The 18,081-nt window shown below is 32.6% G+C and carries 18 protein-coding genes and 1 riboswitch; of the genes, 4 read left to right on the forward strand and 14 right to left on the reverse strand.

Features of this window, described 5'->3' with window-relative positions; translation table 11 throughout:
- Positions 1 to 2 precede the first annotated feature (2 nt).
- Both J2Z44_RS01680 and J2Z44_RS01685 read left to right on the forward strand, forming a co-directional pair.
- Positions 3 to 704 (forward strand): LytR/AlgR family response regulator transcription factor, encoded by a 702-nt coding sequence (locus J2Z44_RS01680; RefSeq protein WP_209649292.1) that lies wholly within the window; start codon positions 3 to 5, stop codon positions 702 to 704.
- Between the two features lie 114 nt (positions 705 to 818).
- Positions 819 to 2,255, forward strand: a complete 1,437-nt coding sequence (locus tag J2Z44_RS01685; RefSeq protein ID WP_021284818.1) for a carbon starvation CstA family protein — start codon at positions 819 to 821, stop codon at positions 2,253 to 2,255.
- A gap of 443 nt (positions 2,256 to 2,698) precedes the next feature.
- Here J2Z44_RS01685 and J2Z44_RS01690 read toward each other — a convergent pair whose 3' ends face one another.
- From J2Z44_RS01690 to J2Z44_RS01750, 13 genes are all read right to left on the reverse strand, one after another.
- Positions 2,699 to 3,586: a GNAT family N-acetyltransferase gene (locus tag J2Z44_RS01690; protein WP_021283051.1), complete on the reverse strand. Its 888-nt coding sequence runs from the start codon at positions 3,584 to 3,586 to the stop codon at positions 2,699 to 2,701.
- 148 nt (positions 3,587 to 3,734) lie between these two features.
- Entirely contained in the window at positions 3,735 to 4,418 is a 684-nt protein-coding gene (locus J2Z44_RS01695) for a TVP38/TMEM64 family protein (RefSeq protein WP_021283052.1), read from the reverse strand.
- Entirely contained in the window at positions 4,411 to 5,001 is a 591-nt protein-coding gene (locus J2Z44_RS01700) for a hypothetical protein (RefSeq protein ID WP_021283053.1), read from the reverse strand. Before J2Z44_RS01700 ends, J2Z44_RS01695 begins: the two co-directional genes overlap by 8 nt.
- Before the next feature lie 213 nt (positions 5,002 to 5,214).
- Positions 5,215 to 5,814, reverse strand: coding sequence for a hypothetical protein (locus J2Z44_RS01705; protein WP_021283054.1), 600 nt, complete (start codon positions 5,812 to 5,814; stop codon positions 5,215 to 5,217).
- A gap of 231 nt (positions 5,815 to 6,045) precedes the next feature.
- Positions 6,046 to 6,786, reverse strand: coding sequence for an amino acid ABC transporter ATP-binding protein (locus tag J2Z44_RS01710; protein ID WP_021283055.1), 741 nt, complete (start codon positions 6,784 to 6,786; stop codon positions 6,046 to 6,048).
- A 15-nt stretch (positions 6,787 to 6,801) separates the two neighbouring features.
- A complete protein-coding gene (locus J2Z44_RS01715; protein WP_021283056.1) occupies positions 6,802 to 7,563 on the reverse strand; it encodes an amino acid ABC transporter permease in 762 nt (253 codons plus the stop codon).
- Positions 7,564 to 7,689: 126 nt separating this feature from the next.
- Entirely contained in the window at positions 7,690 to 8,538 is an 849-nt protein-coding gene (locus J2Z44_RS01720; RefSeq protein WP_021283057.1) for a transporter substrate-binding domain-containing protein, read from the reverse strand.
- A gap of 149 nt (positions 8,539 to 8,687) precedes the next feature.
- A riboswitch (Lysine riboswitch) is annotated at positions 8,688 to 8,870 on the reverse strand.
- Positions 8,871 to 9,132: 262 nt separating this feature from the next.
- Positions 9,133 to 10,236, reverse strand: coding sequence for a PQQ-dependent sugar dehydrogenase (locus J2Z44_RS01725; protein ID WP_021283058.1), 1,104 nt, complete (start codon positions 10,234 to 10,236; stop codon positions 9,133 to 9,135).
- A gap of 292 nt (positions 10,237 to 10,528) precedes the next feature.
- Positions 10,529 to 10,867: an arsenate reductase family protein gene (locus J2Z44_RS01730; protein WP_021283059.1), complete on the reverse strand. Its 339-nt coding sequence runs from the start codon at positions 10,865 to 10,867 to the stop codon at positions 10,529 to 10,531.
- Between the two features lie 489 nt (positions 10,868 to 11,356).
- Entirely contained in the window at positions 11,357 to 11,806 is a 450-nt protein-coding gene (locus J2Z44_RS01735; RefSeq protein WP_021283060.1) for a hypothetical protein, read from the reverse strand.
- A gap of 219 nt (positions 11,807 to 12,025) precedes the next feature.
- The gene (locus J2Z44_RS21410; RefSeq protein ID WP_209649308.1) at positions 12,026 to 12,364 is read right to left on the reverse strand and encodes an HD-GYP domain-containing protein; all 339 of its coding nucleotides are present in this window, start codon (positions 12,362 to 12,364) and stop codon (positions 12,026 to 12,028) included.
- Positions 12,349 to 12,561, reverse strand: a complete 213-nt coding sequence (locus J2Z44_RS01745; RefSeq protein WP_209649293.1) for a hypothetical protein — start codon at positions 12,559 to 12,561, stop codon at positions 12,349 to 12,351. The genes J2Z44_RS21410 and J2Z44_RS01745 overlap by 16 nt, the downstream gene beginning before the upstream one ends.
- 306 nt (positions 12,562 to 12,867) lie before the next feature.
- Positions 12,868 to 13,608: an FG-GAP repeat domain-containing protein gene (locus J2Z44_RS01750; protein ID WP_021283062.1), complete on the reverse strand. Its 741-nt coding sequence runs from the start codon at positions 13,606 to 13,608 to the stop codon at positions 12,868 to 12,870.
- Between the two features lie 706 nt (positions 13,609 to 14,314).
- Between J2Z44_RS01750 and J2Z44_RS01755 the strand changes: the two genes are divergently transcribed.
- Both J2Z44_RS01755 and J2Z44_RS01760 read left to right on the forward strand, forming a co-directional pair.
- Positions 14,315 to 15,181, forward strand: coding sequence for a PLL family lectin (locus J2Z44_RS01755; RefSeq protein ID WP_483416442.1), 867 nt, complete (start codon positions 14,315 to 14,317; stop codon positions 15,179 to 15,181).
- Between the two features lie 11 nt (positions 15,182 to 15,192).
- Complete coding sequence (locus J2Z44_RS01760) at positions 15,193 to 15,684, forward strand: hypothetical protein (protein WP_021283065.1); 492 nt, start codon at positions 15,193 to 15,195, stop codon at positions 15,682 to 15,684.
- Between the two features lie 174 nt (positions 15,685 to 15,858).
- Here the strand turns inward: J2Z44_RS01760 and J2Z44_RS01765 are convergent, their stop codons facing one another.
- Entirely contained in the window at positions 15,859 to 17,739 is a 1,881-nt protein-coding gene (locus J2Z44_RS01765; RefSeq protein WP_205410117.1) for a S8 family peptidase, read from the reverse strand.
- Positions 17,740 to 18,081 lie beyond the last annotated feature (342 nt).

Raw genomic sequence — 18,081 nt, forward strand, 5'->3', positions numbered from 1 at the left:
CTATGAACTGTATCATAATAGATGATGAATTTCCTGCCATAGAGGAGTTAAGTTACTTCATTAATAATTATAGTTCCATTATAATTATTGAAAAATTTGATGATAGCATAAAAGCTCTCCAGTTTGTTCAAAATAATTCTGTAGATATAATTTTCTTAGACATTAATATGCCCAAACTTGATGGTATGACTTTCAGCAGAGTAATAAACACCTTAAAAAGCAAACCGCTTATTGTGTTTATTAGTGCTTATAGAGAGCATGCTCTTGAAGCCTTTGAGGTTTCTGCCTTTGATTATATTCTAAAACCCTATCCTGAGGATAGGATTATAGCTACACTAAAAAAATTAGAAAACTCCACTATATCAATAAGTAGTAAAGATAAACTTACTCTTTGGAAAAATGAAAAATTAGTTGTAGTTTCTATTGGTGAAGTATGCTATTGTAAAGCTAATGAACATGAAGTATTAGTTTATACAAAAAAAGAAGAGTTTAAAATCACCTCTAGTATTAGTGATTTTCATAAGAAACTTCCTCATAATAATTTCTTTAAGTGTCATCGTTCCTACATTGTAAATTTGGATAAAATAAAGGAAATTATTCCTTGGTTTAACAATACTTATCTATTAAAACTTCAAGACATGGAAGAAGAAATTCCTGTTAGTAGACATAACTTATCAAAATTTAAGCAACTTATGGGCATATAAATGTATTTTATGTGCTCTTTTTGTTATTTAGTGAGCTTTTCCATGTAAACCTATTCATATGTTTTATAATATAAATAGAAAACATATTTACAATTTAATAGGGGGGATTTATAAATGGTATCATTTTTTCTTTCAATTGTTGCTTTAATTGTTGGCTACTTCGTTTACAGCAAAATAGTTGAAAAAGCTTTTGGGGCAGATGAAAAAATTCAAACACCAGCTATAAGACTTGAAGATGGTGTAGACTTTGTTAAAATGCCAGGTTGGAAGATTTTCTTAATTCAATTCCTAAACATTGCTGGTACAGGCCCAATTTTTGGTGCTATTGCAGGTGCCTTATGGGGACCAGTTGCATTTTTATGGATTGTTCTGGGTTCTATTTTTGCTGGTGGTGTACATGATTATTTATCTGGAATGTTATCTGTGCGACATGATGGCGCAAGTATTCCTGAAGTAGTTGGAAAGTACCTTGGACCTGGCTTTAAAAACTTCATGCGAGGTTTTTCAGTTATAGTTCTTATACTTGTAGGGGTAGTTTTTATCACAACTCCAGCAAATCTTTTAGCTATACTTACCCCAGAGTCCCTTGACGTTAAATTCTGGGTTTATGTAATCTTTGCTTATTATATATTAGCAACCTTACTTCCAATAGATAAGCTTATAGGTAAGATTTACCCAATATTTGGTGTTTGCCTTTTAGTTATGGCTCTAGGAGTATCAGGTGGCATAATCTTTGGTGGTTATAATATTCCTGAAATTACTTTAGCAAACCTTCATCCAAAGGGACTTCCTATTTGGCCGCTTATGTTTATATCTATAGCCTGTGGAGCTATATCTGGTTTCCACTCAACGCAATCTCCTATGATGGCAAGATGTATAACTTCTGAAAAGCAAGGTAGAGCAATATTTTATGGTTCAATGATAGCTGAAGGTGTCGTTGCCTTAATTTGGGCAGCAGCTGCAATTGCTTTCTTTGGTAGCACTGGAGAATTAAATGCCCAAATGACCGCTAACGGCGGACAGGGTTGGGTTGTAAGTACAATTTCAACTACTTTACTTGGTAAATTTGGAGGAGCTCTTGCAATACTTGGGGTTATAGCATGCCCAGTTACTTCAGGAGATACAGCCTTTAGAAGTGCAAGACTTACTATTGCCGACTTTTTAGGATATAAACAAGGACCAATGAAAAATAGACTTGTAATAACCATTCCTCTATTTGTTATTGGATTTATTTTAACAAGAATAGATTTTAACATTCTTTGGAGATACTTTGCATGGTCTAACCAAACTTTAGCCATGATAGTTCTTTGGGCTTCAGCCATGTATTTAGCTTTAAGAAAACAAATCCATTGGATTGCTACCTTGCCAGCTGTCTTTATGACTGGAGTTTCTATTACTTACATTCTTGTAGCACCAGAAGGCTTTAAGCTTTCCTCTTCAATAGCTTATCCAGTTGGAATAATAGCTGCTATTGGGGCTTTAGTAATATTCTTAATGGCAGCTAAGAAGAAGGTTGAAAGTGCAGATACAAATAAGGAAATTAGCGCTTAATCAATCCCTTTAATATATTTAATTTGTTAAATACATTAATTCTCTAAATAAATCACTTGTTAAAGGTATATTTAAAGAAGTAATTTATCACTGGGAACCAAATTGAAGACTTACTTGTATATATTTGTTTAGCTTGGTTCCCATAAAGCTTTCTAAGGCATCTGAAAATAAATAACAAGTCCAAGATGTGAAGGCTATTTTGCGTTCACAAGCAAGCTTGTGCCGACAAAGAAACAGGTTCCGCAGATAGTGGGGCTATCAAAGGGTTCTGTTGACGCAGTATATCACAAAATAGACGAGCAGATTGACTTATTTATTTTTTGAAGATGCCTAAGATAAATAGAAGCAATTATCCCCTTGAAAGCTATAAAACTTCCAAATTAGTGTACCCCACAGCACATACACTAATTGGAAGTTTTTTTATAATTAATCTAGGTTTTTAGTTATAGCTCATAATAATTCATGGTAGAAGTTTCTTCAAAGCCACAGGATTTGTAAAGATTTAACGCATTACTATTTTTAGCTTCTACTTGCAGCATTATATCTTTTGCTCCTTTTTCTTTAAGTATTTCAATGGCTTTTATTAATATTTCTCGACCATAACCTCTGCCACGATATTCAGGTCTTACACCAAGGCCAAAAATTCCGCCTACTCCATTAGTAATTTCTAGGTTAACCTTACCTATTATTTTTTCTTCTAATTCTGCTACATATATGAACAAGCCACATTTTTCCTCTTCTTCTGGCTTTGAAATTTCCTGTTCATTAAATTCTTCGTTAAAGTATATGGAGTTTTGATAAGCAATTTCTCTACCATCATTATTTTTAGCTTTTCTTAGTATAATGTTATTTTTCTCAAATTGTTTATTTGCTTCTTTTTTCACAAACATTTCATACTCTGAATGATGATGAGTGGCTCCCAACAATTTTATAAATTCAATACCTGAAGCCGAATTATTATCACTAAGTAAAAGCACAGTTTTGGGATTTCTTCTGTTTATTTCATCCTTAACTAATAAGAATAACTTTTTAAATATCCCCATTCTTCTAAACTCTGGGTGGACCATTCCATTTATTTCCATAGTGTCTCTGCCAAATTGGCATATCCCAAGGTACCCAATGAGAGTTTCTTTATGGAAGTACATAAACTCATTAATGTTATTTAAGTATCCCACCTGTTTTTCGGCTCTATTTAGTTTAAAATCCAACTCTAATTTTAATGCAACTCCATCAAATGCTATGCAAATATCTTGTAATTCATTAATATGTTTATAGTCCGTAAAATCTAACTTTTCCTTCAGTCTTATACTAAAGTCATTAACATTTTCCATAAGATTAAGCCCCCAATACTCTTTAGATTAAATCCACATTTTTCATGTATAATTATATTAAATCACATTTTATTATGGCAGGGAACATAATTTTGTCTTACTTAATGTTTTTCCAAAGTGAAATTATTCACGGATTAACAATAGATTTTTACCCTTCCTTAAATGCCCTAATAAATTTCCCTTCTAGCTTGCTGCTGTTTTTCACAATATAAAGGACTATTATAATAATAATTGCCCATCCCCATATTGGTATTATTAAATTAGATGAACCTATAGCTGAAGCACCTAGTATTTCCCAAGGTCTTGTTAGTATAAGTATGGTAAAGTATCTACTTAACTTCATTGTACTAAGTCCTACTAATAATCCTATTGCATCATCTGGCAAAAATGGTAGCAAGAACAGTATTCCTACTAATAATTCTCCTTTTTTTGAGGAGATTAGTTTTTCATACTTCTGTGTAATTTTAGGACTTACAAGCTTACTTGTAAAAGGTTTCCCAAACTTCCTTGCAAGTAAAAATACCACTAAGGACCCACTTATTATTGCTAGGAAACTAATTAAAAAGGATTGCCACATTCCAAATATATTCCCACCAACTACTGCACTTACATTGCTTGGAATTGGTGCAATAATTACAGACATAAATTGAATGAGAAAAAATATACCATAAGCCTTTTCACCACAACTTTGAATATACTCTTTAAAAGTATCAATTGAAGACATTGCCGTGAAGATCCCTTGCACTTTACAGAAGAAAATCATTCCTAAAATAAACCCTATTGCTATGATTAATCCAAAGGTGAATTTAACTTTTTCCTTATTCTTACTCATAAGCCACCCTTAATTCCATAGGTTGAAAACCTCCTGAAGAATAACCTACACTACTACCTTTTAGCTCCTTAAGATTTCCTTTAAAAATCATATCCCCCTTTGAGTTAAGTAGGGTTGCAGGTTTAACTAAATTTCTTGACATATTAAAATCTAAAATACTACTTTGGTTTAAAATATGATACACAAACTCCGAGCACAAAAATCTATTTTCATAACACACTTCCTTGTTTAGAAGATTATGTATAAGCCCTATGTAATTGTATTTATACTTATTGCTATTCTCTATGAAATTGTTAACTAATTGTGTAGCCTTTTCATACTGTTCCTTTGAAACTTCAATTTCTATAATAGCTCCAGGCAAGTTCTTACTGAACTTGTATAATCCTTCATTGAGATTCTCATGTTTAAATCTGCCTATAAAAGGATTAAAAGTATATTTTCTTGCAAAGCTATACATATTATTAAGATCCTTATCTAAGGAAATTGCAGCATGAGTATACTCATCTTTGGTAAATAGCCCAATTAATTTTGAAACTGTTGAATTTGTTCTTGTAAGAACTATATATAAATAATATTTTTCCATTTATGATTCCCTCCAAAACTCCATTACCGAACTGTATGATATAATCATAACAAGGAAATCTTAAATAATTACTTGTATAAACCTTAAGAACTTCTTAAGATTTACTAAAATTCTCCTTTTATTCTTTACAAGGTTCTTTGTATACAGGCTTCTCTAGGGTTATCCCCCTACGACAAAAAAGGCCCAAGTGTTTTAACTTGAACCTTAAATTACTTATTGATTTATTTCTAACAACTGAGTTATATATTGCTTTTCCACCACTTCAATAGGAATATTACATAACTTCTTACAATACTGCTTATCCCTTCTGGCAATTCTCCAACCAAAAAGGATAAAACTAACTGGTTCCCAAAGAGCTACCCATCCAATGATAAGTAAACTTTCCTTAACCATCTTCATAACTCTTACGTAAGAAAATTTATCTAGTATTTCTCCTAGTATCAAACAAAGTATTAAAAAAAGTATTCCTATAAAGAGATTTATCCTCCATTGGCGAAACTGTTCTTTTAAAAATATATTCATCTCCTTCAGCTTATAACAAAAGTGATAGTGAATGATTTTTTCAACTGTTTCCTTTTCTTTTTGAGTTAATCCGTCTTTAATAATAACAAGTAAGTCTACTTTTTGATTTACAGGATAACATTTTATAGCTTTAAATAAATATTCTTCTATGGACTTATTAAGGCTCTCTTGTAAAGATGAAATACTACCATTATCCTTTAGTAAATCCTCTTTACATTTTATATCTATATTTATTTCTGCAACTTCCTTGTGATTTGCTTTATTGAAACTCCATTTTTTAGCTTTAGGCACAATTTTATTCCCCCCAAAAATAGGATATATTTTTAATAGTATGTTCTTTTTTCAAGCTAATAACTTTTGCTCATTTCCAAAACTTCAGGGAATCAATATAGGTTTATGTATAATTTACTTGTAGGTTTTGGTTCCCTATAGATAAATTATATTAATATTACTACCTGTATATACATGAACACTTACTACTAAAAAATATTTGCTATTCTCATCAAAATTATTCTACCTATTCTAAATGCTTTTTAAAGTACGTCTTAAAAATTCTCTAGTTCTTGGTTGCGTTGGATTATTAAAAATTTCTTCTGGAGTTCCCTCTTCTGCAATAACCCCTTTATCCATAAACACAACACGGTGTGATACTTCCCTAGCAAACTCCATTTCGTGTGTTACTACCAGCATGGTTATACCGCTTTCCCCAAGGTCTTTCATTACCTTAAGCACTTCTCCCACCATTTCTGGGTCTAAAGCAGAGGTTGGTTCATCAAATAGCATCACATCAGGTTCCATGGAAAGAGCTCTCGCAATTGCTACACGCTGTTTTTGCCCCCCCGATAATTGTCTTGGCTTAGCATTGATATACTTGTCCATTCCAACTACCTTTAAATATTTTTTTGCCACCTTTTCCGCTTCTTCTCTTGAACGATTTAGCACCTTAACTTGTCCTATTATGCAATTGTCAAGTACATTTTTATTGTTGAAAAGATTAAATTGCTGAAATACCATACCAATCTTAGTTCTATAGTTAAGGGTATCGTGATTCGAATCCAATATATTTTCCCCTTTATAAATTACTTGTCCGGTCGTTGGCTTTTCTAAGAGATTAATACAACGAAGAAGGGTAGACTTTCCTGAACCAGAGGATCCTATGATTGAAACTACCTCTCCTTTGTTCACTTTAAAATCAATATCTTTTAACACTTCATGGTTACCAAAGGCTTTTCCTAAGTGTTGAATTTGAATTATATTTTCCATAGCTATTCCTCCTCATTAGCAGCTAACAGCATCTCTATTTCTTGTTACGAAAGTTTCTTCTTCCTCTTTACACATAGAATAATTTTCTTCTCCATCTAACTTCCCTTCAATATAGCGTAAAATTCTTGTCACTGTAAAAGTCATAATAAAATAAAGTACACATGCTACAAAGAAGGATTCAAAATATCTAAAGTTATTTCCTGACACCGATTTAGTTTGGAAATATAATTCTGTTACAGAAATTACATTTAATACTGAGGTATCTTTGATATTAATTACAAACTCATTGCCTATTGAAGGGAGAATATTACGTATGGCTTGAGGCAATATTATACTAATCATAGTTTGAAAGTGAGTCATCCCAATAGCATGAGCAGCCTCAAACTGCCCCTTATCAACTGATAATATTCCTCCACGAATAATTTCAGCCATGTAAGCTCCTGTATTAATTGAAACTATAATTATTGCTGCATATAGCCTATTCATATTTACTCCAAAAGCTAAAGCCGAACCATAGTAAATTACCATAGCTTGAACAATCATTGGTGTTCCACGGAATAATTCTATATAAACAAATAACATTACATTTATAAATTTAACTAAAACCTTTTTGATTCTATTCTCTGGTGCTGGAATAGTACGAATAACCCCTACTATAATGCCTATTAAGAATCCTAAAACAGTGCCAACCATAGAAACTAAAAGAGTGATTCCTGCTCCTCTAAGAAACATTGGCCAGTTGTTAGAAACAATTTTTATAATCCAATCTATACTCATTGTAGTTCTCCTCCTTTGTATTAGTGGATAACTTAGCTATTTTTATAATTAATACTTCATAGCTAAGCACCTCTAAATAACCTATAATTTTAAAAATTCCTTGGAATTTCCATATGGCATGCAACTTTAATTAGCAGCCGGTTGATTTTCAATAGCCTTATCCATAATAGCTTTGCGTTGGTCCTCAGTAATTCCTAATAAAATTTTATTAACTTTCTCTTTTAACTCACTATTCTTAGCAATTCCTACTGCAATTGCAGTATCATCATCGGAAGTAGTAAAGCCTGTTTTCAATTGAATCATCTTAAAGTTGCTATTTGCATTTTCACTGCTAACTCCTTCAGGACGCTCTGATACATAACCATCAATTATTCCTGACTCTAAAGCCACCCTCATTGCTGGGAAGTTATCCATGGCAGGCTGTTTGCTCACCCCATGGATTTGATCAATCACTAAGTAGTGAAAAGTGTTTAACTGAGCACTTATTTTAGCGCCTTTAAAATCTTCAATGGAAGTAGCACCCTCATATTTTCCTCCCTTTTTAACCACCATAACTAAATCTGATTTATAGTAATTTTCTGAAAAGTCAATAGTTTGCTTACGCTCCTCTGTAGGTGACATCCCTGCAACAATTGCATCAATCTTTCCCGAAGTTAGCGCCGGAACAAGTCCATCCCATTCGGTTTTAACAATAACTAACTTTTTGCCTAACCCCTCTGCAATTTTTCTTGCTATTTCAACATCATAGCCCCCTGCATAATCAGAACTACCCTCTATTTTTACCCCATTATTTCCATCACCCTGTTGAGTCCAATTAAAGGGTGCATAGCCTGCTTCCATACCAACTCTAAATACTTGCTCTTGCCCAGCTGGTACTGCTGAAGTTTCCTTGGTTGAGGAGCTTGTACTACATCCTCCTAAAAATAAAGCTGCTGATAAAGTCATTGCTATTAATACTAATAATTTTCTTCTCATTGTTAATCTCTCCTTTTTAATCATAATAAAAAATGCCACTCCTTTCTCAGGATGGCACTATCTCATCTTTAGGTTTAAAAACACAAAAAGACCTAAGGTAACCTTAGGTCGTCATATGCGTAAAATGACCCTAATCCCCCTCTCTTCCCAACTGAGATAGCGCAACTTAATAAACTGGGATGTTTATTAAGACAGTCCTGCAGCTCTTAACTGCAGACCCAGCATGTAATATTGAGGCTATTACAAACTTCGGCGACATTTCCTTCTTCTTAGAATCACAGCTTCCTCAAGCTCCTATAAGAACTGTTAAATATCGCGCCTCTACCCCACTTATGAAAGTGAGGTCTTATTAAATTATATTTCACAGTTTACAATGCTAAAGTAGATTTGTCAACAAGTTTTCATGAATTTTTATTCGATCAATTCATTATTTTTACTCTCAGCTAATAGAATTTGTTCTTATAACCATTGATTTAACTAAGTTTAATTCAGGTTAATCTAATATTTATATATCTCTCAAAATAATTTTATTGTATATTTATTCATCAATATACATTTTTCCTTTTAGTCACATTTATTAACTTTTTTAGTTTTTCATGACTTTGCTGTTAGTTTGATAATTCTATCATCATTTGGAGCTGGGTTTCCTCTTCCATCTCTATTGCTCGTTGTTATATAAATTGAACCATCTACACCTTGAACCACATCGCGTAAACGTCCATATTCACCTTTTAAAAAATTTTCTTGACTTGTTATTCTTCTTCCATCTTCACTTAAAGAAAGAGATAAAAGTTGCAATCCTCTTAAATTTCCAACTATAAGTCTTCCCTGCCATGGCCCTTGATTTATAAAAGCAATGCCAGCAGGTGCCCAAGTTTCCCCTCCACTTTGTATTAGTGGCTTTTGATTTTTAACATCAAAAGAAACTTCATTTCCCATGGCCACAGGCCAACCATAGTTTGCCCCTGGCTCAATAATATTAACTTCATCTTGAGCAATCTCTCCATGATCTGTTGCATATAGAAGATTCTGTGGCCCCCATGCAAGTCCTTGAGGATTTCTAAAGCCTAAGCTATAAACTGGAGAATTGGGAATTGGATTATCCTTAGGAATGCTTCCGTCTAATTCTATCCTTAATATCTTCCCTGCAGAACTATTTTTATCTTGGGCTGTGGAGGGGATTCCACCATCTCCAGTTGTGATATAAAGTTTTTTATCGGGACCTATTTTTATCCTTCCACCATTATGAACCTGCCCTCCAGGAATCTTGTCTATTATAACTTTATCAATGGTTGCTTTATTATTTTTTTCAATTAACCTTATGACCCTATTAAATAGCTTTCCCTCCTGCTCATATGTGTGAAAAACATAAACATAACGATTTTGCTCAAAATTGGGATGCAATGCAATCCCCAGAAGCCCACCTTCTCCTCTAGCTACAAAGGGTTCTCCTAGGGTAATCAAAGGTTCCGGATTAAGCTTTCCATTTTCAATAACTCTTACTTTCCCATCCCTTTCAGTAAAATAAATTTTCCCATCACTGCTTATATCTATAGCCCAAGGAACAATTAAGTTTTCACCTATAATACTAACATCATAAGGAAGTTGTCTTGGTAATAATACCTTTCCTAAAATCTTGGCTGTACTTCTAATACCTCTTTTCATTTTCCTTAAAACTTTGTAAGCTAACTTCTTCACACCAAACCTCCCATTTCAATACTTTCTATGTTAATTATAGTTTATTATATTTACAGGAATTAGTTTTAGTGCTTAACTATTTTTTTATTTTAGTACTAATACCTTTGTCTGACTTCTATTAATGCTAAAGCTCTCATAAATGCTTAAATCTATGAGAGTTTTACTTCTGCTGAATTATTGTATAATAATATAACCTTAATAGATTCCATGGCAAAAGGGTTGTATATAGAAAAAGAGCTGTATAAGATTCTTACTCATACAACTCTTTTTCTTTTAAAATTTATAAACTTTCTTATTCCCAAGTTTTCCACACTTCTGGCTCATAACCTACTGTGGCTTGCTTTCCATTACGAGCTATAGGTGTATTGCACACTAGTGGATTATTAAGTAATATTTCTGATTTAATTTCTGAACTTCTGATATGATTTAAGTTTAGCTTTTCATAGAGCTTTGATTTATTGTTAATTAGTTTTTCCAACCCCACTGCAGCTATTACACTTTGTAGCTCACCTTTACTTAATCCCTTTATAGATAAATCTATTAATTGATACTTTACTTTTCTTTCCTTAAAATAACGTTCAGCTTTTTTTGTATCAAAGCATTTCTTCGTTCCAAAAATTTGAATGTTCATGACATGTCACTCCTTCATCATTAACTTCTCTTATTATTCTTTCCACTGTTGCTGTCAATTTAGCCTTTAATCTTAATTATGTGAAAATCCTTAAGAGAATCCTATAAGAAATAAATCTATTATTAGCTTTATATTCTTATGATACCGAATTCTTACATAAGCTTTATGGATTAGTGCTACTCTACTAAATAATACAATATAATTACCTATATCTAATTAAATGAAATAATATAGAAAATTAGTTTTTACAAAATTCCTTGTTTTATATTATAACTACTATGCATGAATAAAAAAAGCCCATCAATAGATTTCTTCATATCGATGGGCTTATAATATAGGATATGATTTAATTTAATAATAACATAACCTTTTGTGAGTAATGTAATCTTATTGAAACTTTTAGTAACCTAATACTTTCCTATAATTCATTTTATCTACAATACTAATATGAACAGTATTTCTTCCCTCTTATAATGCTACTAAGTATTTTTAATAGTAAGAATTATATGGATCATATTGATGTCCATGGTGGTGATGATTATCATCGTCGTCATGGTCATGATCATAGTCATCATCATAATCATAGTCAGGATAATAATAATTATATGGATACTGATTGTGTGGTGGGTATGGGTATTGTAATAGGGATAAAGCAGCTAAAGCTCCAAGAGGAAATCTTCTACGTCTAAAACGTCTAAATCTTCTTCTTGGTCGTCCATAACCAAAAACTTGTCTATCTTCATCTCTATTATCATCGCACTCCTGCATTACATCTTCCCCAACTAACATAATAATGTAATCGGGATCCACCTTTTCAATAATTCCATCAATAACACTGCCATTTTTTAAGGTAACAATGATATGAAAGAGCATATTCTTCTCACATTGTTGTTGTAAGGACTTCATATCTCTTTCGTAATGATTTTTTATAGAACCCAAAGTTAACCATCTCCTTCCATTAGTCATAATATTCTGTTATATAACTAATGGTGACATTTTATCTGGGAGATTAGTTAAAAACTAGACATAATAATATAAAAAAGAGTTTAAAATATATAACCATTTACTTCTTTAAAATAAACTTATAACTTAATAAGTGCTGAAATAAATTATTCTTTACTGCACATTGTATCCTTGACAATTCAATTTCTAGATACTTTAACCTGCACTATCAATATAATTTTGCATATGCTTCTTTTCAAGTTCCCTTATAAACACATCTACTAATTCTGAGTTAAATTGTTTCCCCTTTTCATATTTCAGTATATCAATTGCTGTAACATATCCTAAACTTTTTCTATAAATTCTATTAGTAGTTATGGCATCAAAGGCATCCGCAATTGCAATAATTTGTGAACCCAATGGTATTTCTTCACCCTTTAACCCAATTGGATAACCTTCTCCATCATATCTTTCATGGTGATATTTTATAATGGTACTGATTTCTTCAAAGCCTTTAATATCGCCAATTATGCTAGCTCCTATACAGGGTGCAATTTCATTTTTCTATATTCTTCATTTGTTAATTTGCCATCCTTTTTAAGGATGGAATCGTCTATACCAATTTTTCCTATATCATGAATATTAGCACTTACTTCTCTTAAAAATATTATACTAAAACCAATTAACACCATTAAGGTTATTATACTAACTATACAGTTATATATCATCATTCTCTTAATCTTGTCGTTCATAAGTGCCTCCTTCCAATATTAATATTCTTTTCAAATAATACCAATGTTTCTTCCATAATTCAACATATTTATCTAATATTATTGATAATATTTCATCTTACTCACTTTTGACGAATGATTTTTAAGTATTACTAAAATTGTTCGCAAAAAAGTACTAACACCTACCTTTAAAGATATTAGTACTTAACTTTTCTATACTCTTATTTTTAATTATTATCTATCCTCTTAGAGATTCTTAGCGTTAAAACTATACATCACCTTTAAAAATTAATATAATTATTTTATTATCCTATCTATAAACATTGATTACCATCTGTTGTCTTCAGTTTCCGCTCCCCAAATGGCTATATTTTGGTTAAATAGCTTAAATTTATCCTCACTCCACCTTAAGGAATTTAGGAAATACCCCAAGGAATCAGCATTATATCTGCCAGCTATCTTTTGATAAGCTAGAAGCTCATATACTCCGTTAGAATCAAAATCCACAGGATATAGTCCGCTTAGTGGATTTACAAACCCTTCAATCGGCTCTCTTAATCTTCCATTACCTTCATATATTTCACCTAAGTAATCTTGTCCCTTAAGAGATATGTCAATAATATATTTTTCTTCATTCTCACTGCTTAAAGCTTCTACTTTAAAATTATTTTTAAAATTCACCCCATAATTGTATTGTTTGTTATATTCATTGAAGTCAAACATCAAGTTAGGAATATTGTTAATAAAGGAGTAGATATAATGATACATTATTCCTCCGCTTCCTCCTGAATCTATGCTGATTAGAATATCATCTATACCATCACCATTAAAATCACCTAAAAATAATCTAGGATTATATCCTGCATTTTCACTTAGAGGTACATTAAAAACCATTCCTGTTTTGCCGTCTTTAACTACAAGAGTAATTTGCTGGACAAAGGGGCTGTCAGATGTAATTACACCTGTCAAAAATACCACCTCTGGAACTTTGTCTCCATTAACATCTCCTAATGCCCGAAAAACAACCCTCGGCTTTGTGGTAATATTTCTATAATGCCTTTTATACATATGCTCTCTCCTTTAAATAAGCTTTCATCATATATTATGAGTAGAATATTAATACTGTCACTGATTATAGTTATTTATTACCTCTTTCTTGCATATTGTTAAGTTTAGCATATTCATTAATTATTCTCTTATAGGAATTTATTATAATCTTTATTACCTCAGTGGCATTGTCTTCCTCTATGCATATACTATAGTGGTAAGGTTTATAACCTAAGCAAGAAGTACAAGGAGAACTTAAATGTATAATAACGAGTTTTGTCACTGCCCTTATTGCACCAGACAAACTACTTGTCCATATTTTAATTCGCAAATGAGAAAACATGGTTATCACAACGATTTTATTGATGGCCATGATGACTACGATTATATTGATGACTATGGAGAATACTTTGAGCTTGAAGATTATAACGGTAATTATAGGGCTTCTCAAAGAGAAGTAAATAGAATCTTAGACTTACTTAATCAACAACAACCTGAATTATTCAGAAACTTTACTAGGTATGGAGTGCCAAGGCGTGAAGTAAATGAATATTTTAAAACAGCTATTAACTACACTTTAGACAACTCATCAAAAGTTTCAGGGAATATAAATCGAAGAACCAATGTGATTTTTAATAATTTTAGAAGGCAATACGGGAATATTTTTGCCTCTCTTAGACGAAATGGAGTACCTAACAATGTGGTTAACAGCACTTTTAGAGATGTAATTGAATTTACTCTTAGAAACAGCGCCACAGTTCCTGTTCCACCTCCAATTACTGAGAGTGGATGGAGTCAATGGGAAGACCTTGGTGGAGTTTTAGCCTCAGGTCCTGCCGCTGCTTCTTGGGGTCCAAATAGAATTGATACCTTTGTTCGTGGTACAGACAATGCAATGTATCATAAGTGGTGGGATGGCTCTCGTTGGAGTAACTGGGAAAACCTCGGTGGAGTTTTAACCTCAGCCCCTGGTGCAGTTTCTTGGGGGCCTAATAGAATTGATACCTTTGTTCGTGGTAGCGATAATGCTATGTATCACAAATGGTGGGATGGCTCTCGCTGGAGTGAATGGGAAAATCTTGGTGGAATTCTCTCTTCTGCGCCTGCTGCAGCTTCTTGGGGGCCAAATAGAATTGATACATTTGTTCGTGGTACAGATAATGCTCTCTATCATAAGTGGTGGGATGGCTCTCGCTGGAATGATTGGGAAAACCTTGGTGGAACTTTAACCTCTGCTCCTGCTGCTGTTTCTTGGGGAAATAATAGAATTGATGTGTTTGCTCAGGGACAAGGAAATCGCCTATACCACAAATGGTGGGATGGTACCCGTTGGAGTGATTGGGAGGATCTTGGTGGAAATATAACCTCTGCTCCTGCAGTATCCTCTCGAGGAGTAAATAAGCTTGAAGTATTTGCTAGGGGAAGAAATAATGAGCTTATAACTAAAACTTGGAATGGTTCTAGGTGGAGCGATTGGCAAACCATCGGCGGCACCTTGACTTCAGAGCCATCAGCAGTATCTTGGGGACCTAATAGAACTGATGTGTTTGCTAAAGGTACAAATAATGCTATGTGGCATATTTGGAGAGATTAGGGGGTATAAAAATGATAAGTTTTAAAGGTTTTTCTGGCTTTATTAAACGTATTAATGACCTTATGCAAGGCCAAGATGAAAGCACCTCTGGGTGTTATAAAGTGATGGAAGTTGAAAACGAAGAAGGTTCTATAGTAAATTTTATAGTAGCACCTACTACCTACTTTGTAAACGGAGAAGTTGTAGCTATTGGTGATGAGGTAACTGGCTATTATGATGCAAATGCACCTGTACCCCTTATTTATCCGCCTCAATATAGGGCTTTAATTATGGTTAAAGAAGATCAAGATGAAAATGTTAAGGTAGATTATTTTGATGAAGAATTAATAAGTAGTGACGGCATGTTAAAACTAAAAATTGGTAGGGATACCGAGCTTTTGCTTCCAAATAATCAACCTTTTAACAGAAATCCAGCTGACAGAAACTTAATCGTTATTTATGGTCCATCAACTAAGAGTATTCCTGCTCAGACTACACCTAGTACAATTATTGTTTTATGTTAACTAGTGTCATTTAGTATAATAAAGGAACTGCTCAAAATGTATAAAATGAATTTTGAACAGTTCCTTTTATTCTTATTAAACAGGTTTAGTTTTCCATTAAGATGAGGGTTATCATAATTAACTAAACATGGTTTTGTTTATAACTTCATTTATAATAAATAAATCCTTCTTAACCTATTTTATCCTATAATAGACTTCCTCAGGCATACTAATATATAATAATTGTCTTGTGCTCCCTTCTACAGAAGTATTGTCATCTTGATTAACTTTAGAGGTATTACTTAAATCATCTAGAGTTTGTTTTAGGATCTTAAAGTTTAGCATTCCATATCCCCATTCCTCATTAGGATAAATTATATTCTTATCCTTTGTAGTAGAAGCTATTAAAATATTCTTCAAAGCTGCTATATTAAGTTCAGTATAATTTTCCTGAAGAAAAGCCCATTGAAACACTAGAGCTACTGCTCCTGCCACTATAGCACCCGCTATAGCTGGTCCATTGCAAACAATGAGTTGATTATTTTTTCCTACAGTTAATATATTAGTTCCCTCACAAGCCACAATGGGCTGGATTTCACCATCTCTAGGAAATCCTTTCCCAGAGTTAATTACAATTGCTTTGCTTTTAGTCCCATAGTATGAAGCAGTTATTATATTCTTTGCAGTACCTGGAGTTTGCAAAGTTGTATATGGTTCAACATTAAAAAATCTAGTTCCTGTTTGCAATAACTCTTTTGGGAGAAGCCAAGTGTCCACTATTCCAGTAACATTATCTTCCCACAAAAAGTTTATATTCCAAATCCCTTTTTTGGCATTCCTTATTATGATTTCTATACTCTTTATATCATTAGGTTTTTCCTGAATTAAATAATCAAGGCTAATTCCCTGCTCCTCATAAATAATTACTTTATTTATTTTTTCCATTGGAAGTTTAGCTATGCTTTCTCCTGTAGGAGCTGTAATTCCTATATGAATTTTACCTTCTAATCTTGTATAAATGGAAACATATAAGGACTCTCTCAGTTCTCCCATATTAATGAAAATATTTTGTTTAGGTCCAGTGTTACTTAAAATCCTTTTAGAATGAGTTTCACCATGGCCCTGATTTCCAGTACTAGCTACTACACAAAATCCCGGATTTGCGCTAATGTAATCAATATATCTTTCTATAACAGTTTCTCCCCTGCGCCCACCTGAATTATTTTCTAGCGTAAGGTAAACTACCATTGGTTTTTTTAAATCTTGTTGTACATCTTGTAGATATTTAAGTGCTGTATAAACCTCTACTGGTCGATATACATTTTCTAATCCTTCCCTAATTCCAATATCTTTATTAAATTCTCTTACTGCAGGCTTTAAATTAACTACAGCGAACTGGCACTTAGGGGCTATAGATTCAAATATCTCATTTTTTTCTAGCTTTTTCCCTCCAATTAATCCAGCAATGGGGGTACCAAACTCCTTAGAGTCCTTTGAGAAGTTGGCCTTATTATAAGCTTCGTAGGAATTTGTTTTAATAAGTACATCTAAGTTTTCCTTACTATAATTCGTGCCATAGGGTATCCCCTTTGGACTTGGCCCTATATTGTCTGTTTGATCCCATAAAGCTACAATCTTACTTTCTCCATTATCTTCTACGAATCTTGGACTTAAATAATCAATGCCTGTACAGATAATTCCCACAATAACTCCCTCACCATCTAGGGAAATCCTGCCTTTAGGTATGGTATAAGTAAATTCACTTTTTACTTGGAATAATTCAGATAAAGTATATACATAAAATGGCTCAATATTTATAATCTCTGTGGCTGATTCAAGCAGTAAATTTAAACTTCCCTTCTCAATAAACACTATAGCAAAGTTACCTTCTCCAATATAAACTTTAGCATATGGAAGGGTTGTTATTTTAGCCTCTAAATCTCCTCTATATTCAACAACGAAGGCATCATAATCATCACTAGTAAAGTATAGCTTAAGCTGTTCTTCTGAAGTATTGATTTCATTTTCCTTTTTTATTTCTCTGTAAACTTTTTTAGAAAAACTATTATCTATCACTTTTTCCATCCCAATAAAATACTACCTACATCAGTATATTCAAAAGGATATTTAATTCTACTTTTCAATTTTGCTTTTATTAACTATTTTAATTATATTGCGATAAATAGAACCATTTATGATTTTCTAATTAGAATAGAGTTATATAATAAATTTAATTATATTACTTTCCACGTACTAAAAAATATTTTAAGATTCCTTACCATTAATTTCTAGCAAGGTATTAATAAATAAATTAGACTGATCCATCATTGTCATATGCCCTACATCTGGTATTAGGTAAATATTTATCATACAGTTATTCATATACCTTCGGCTATTCATTAAATAAAAATGGTATGA

Origin of the sequence: Clostridium punense (genome assembly GCF_017874425.1) — a bacterium.
Lineage (GTDB): Bacteria > Bacillota > Clostridia > Clostridiales > Clostridiaceae > Clostridium_J > Clostridium_J punense.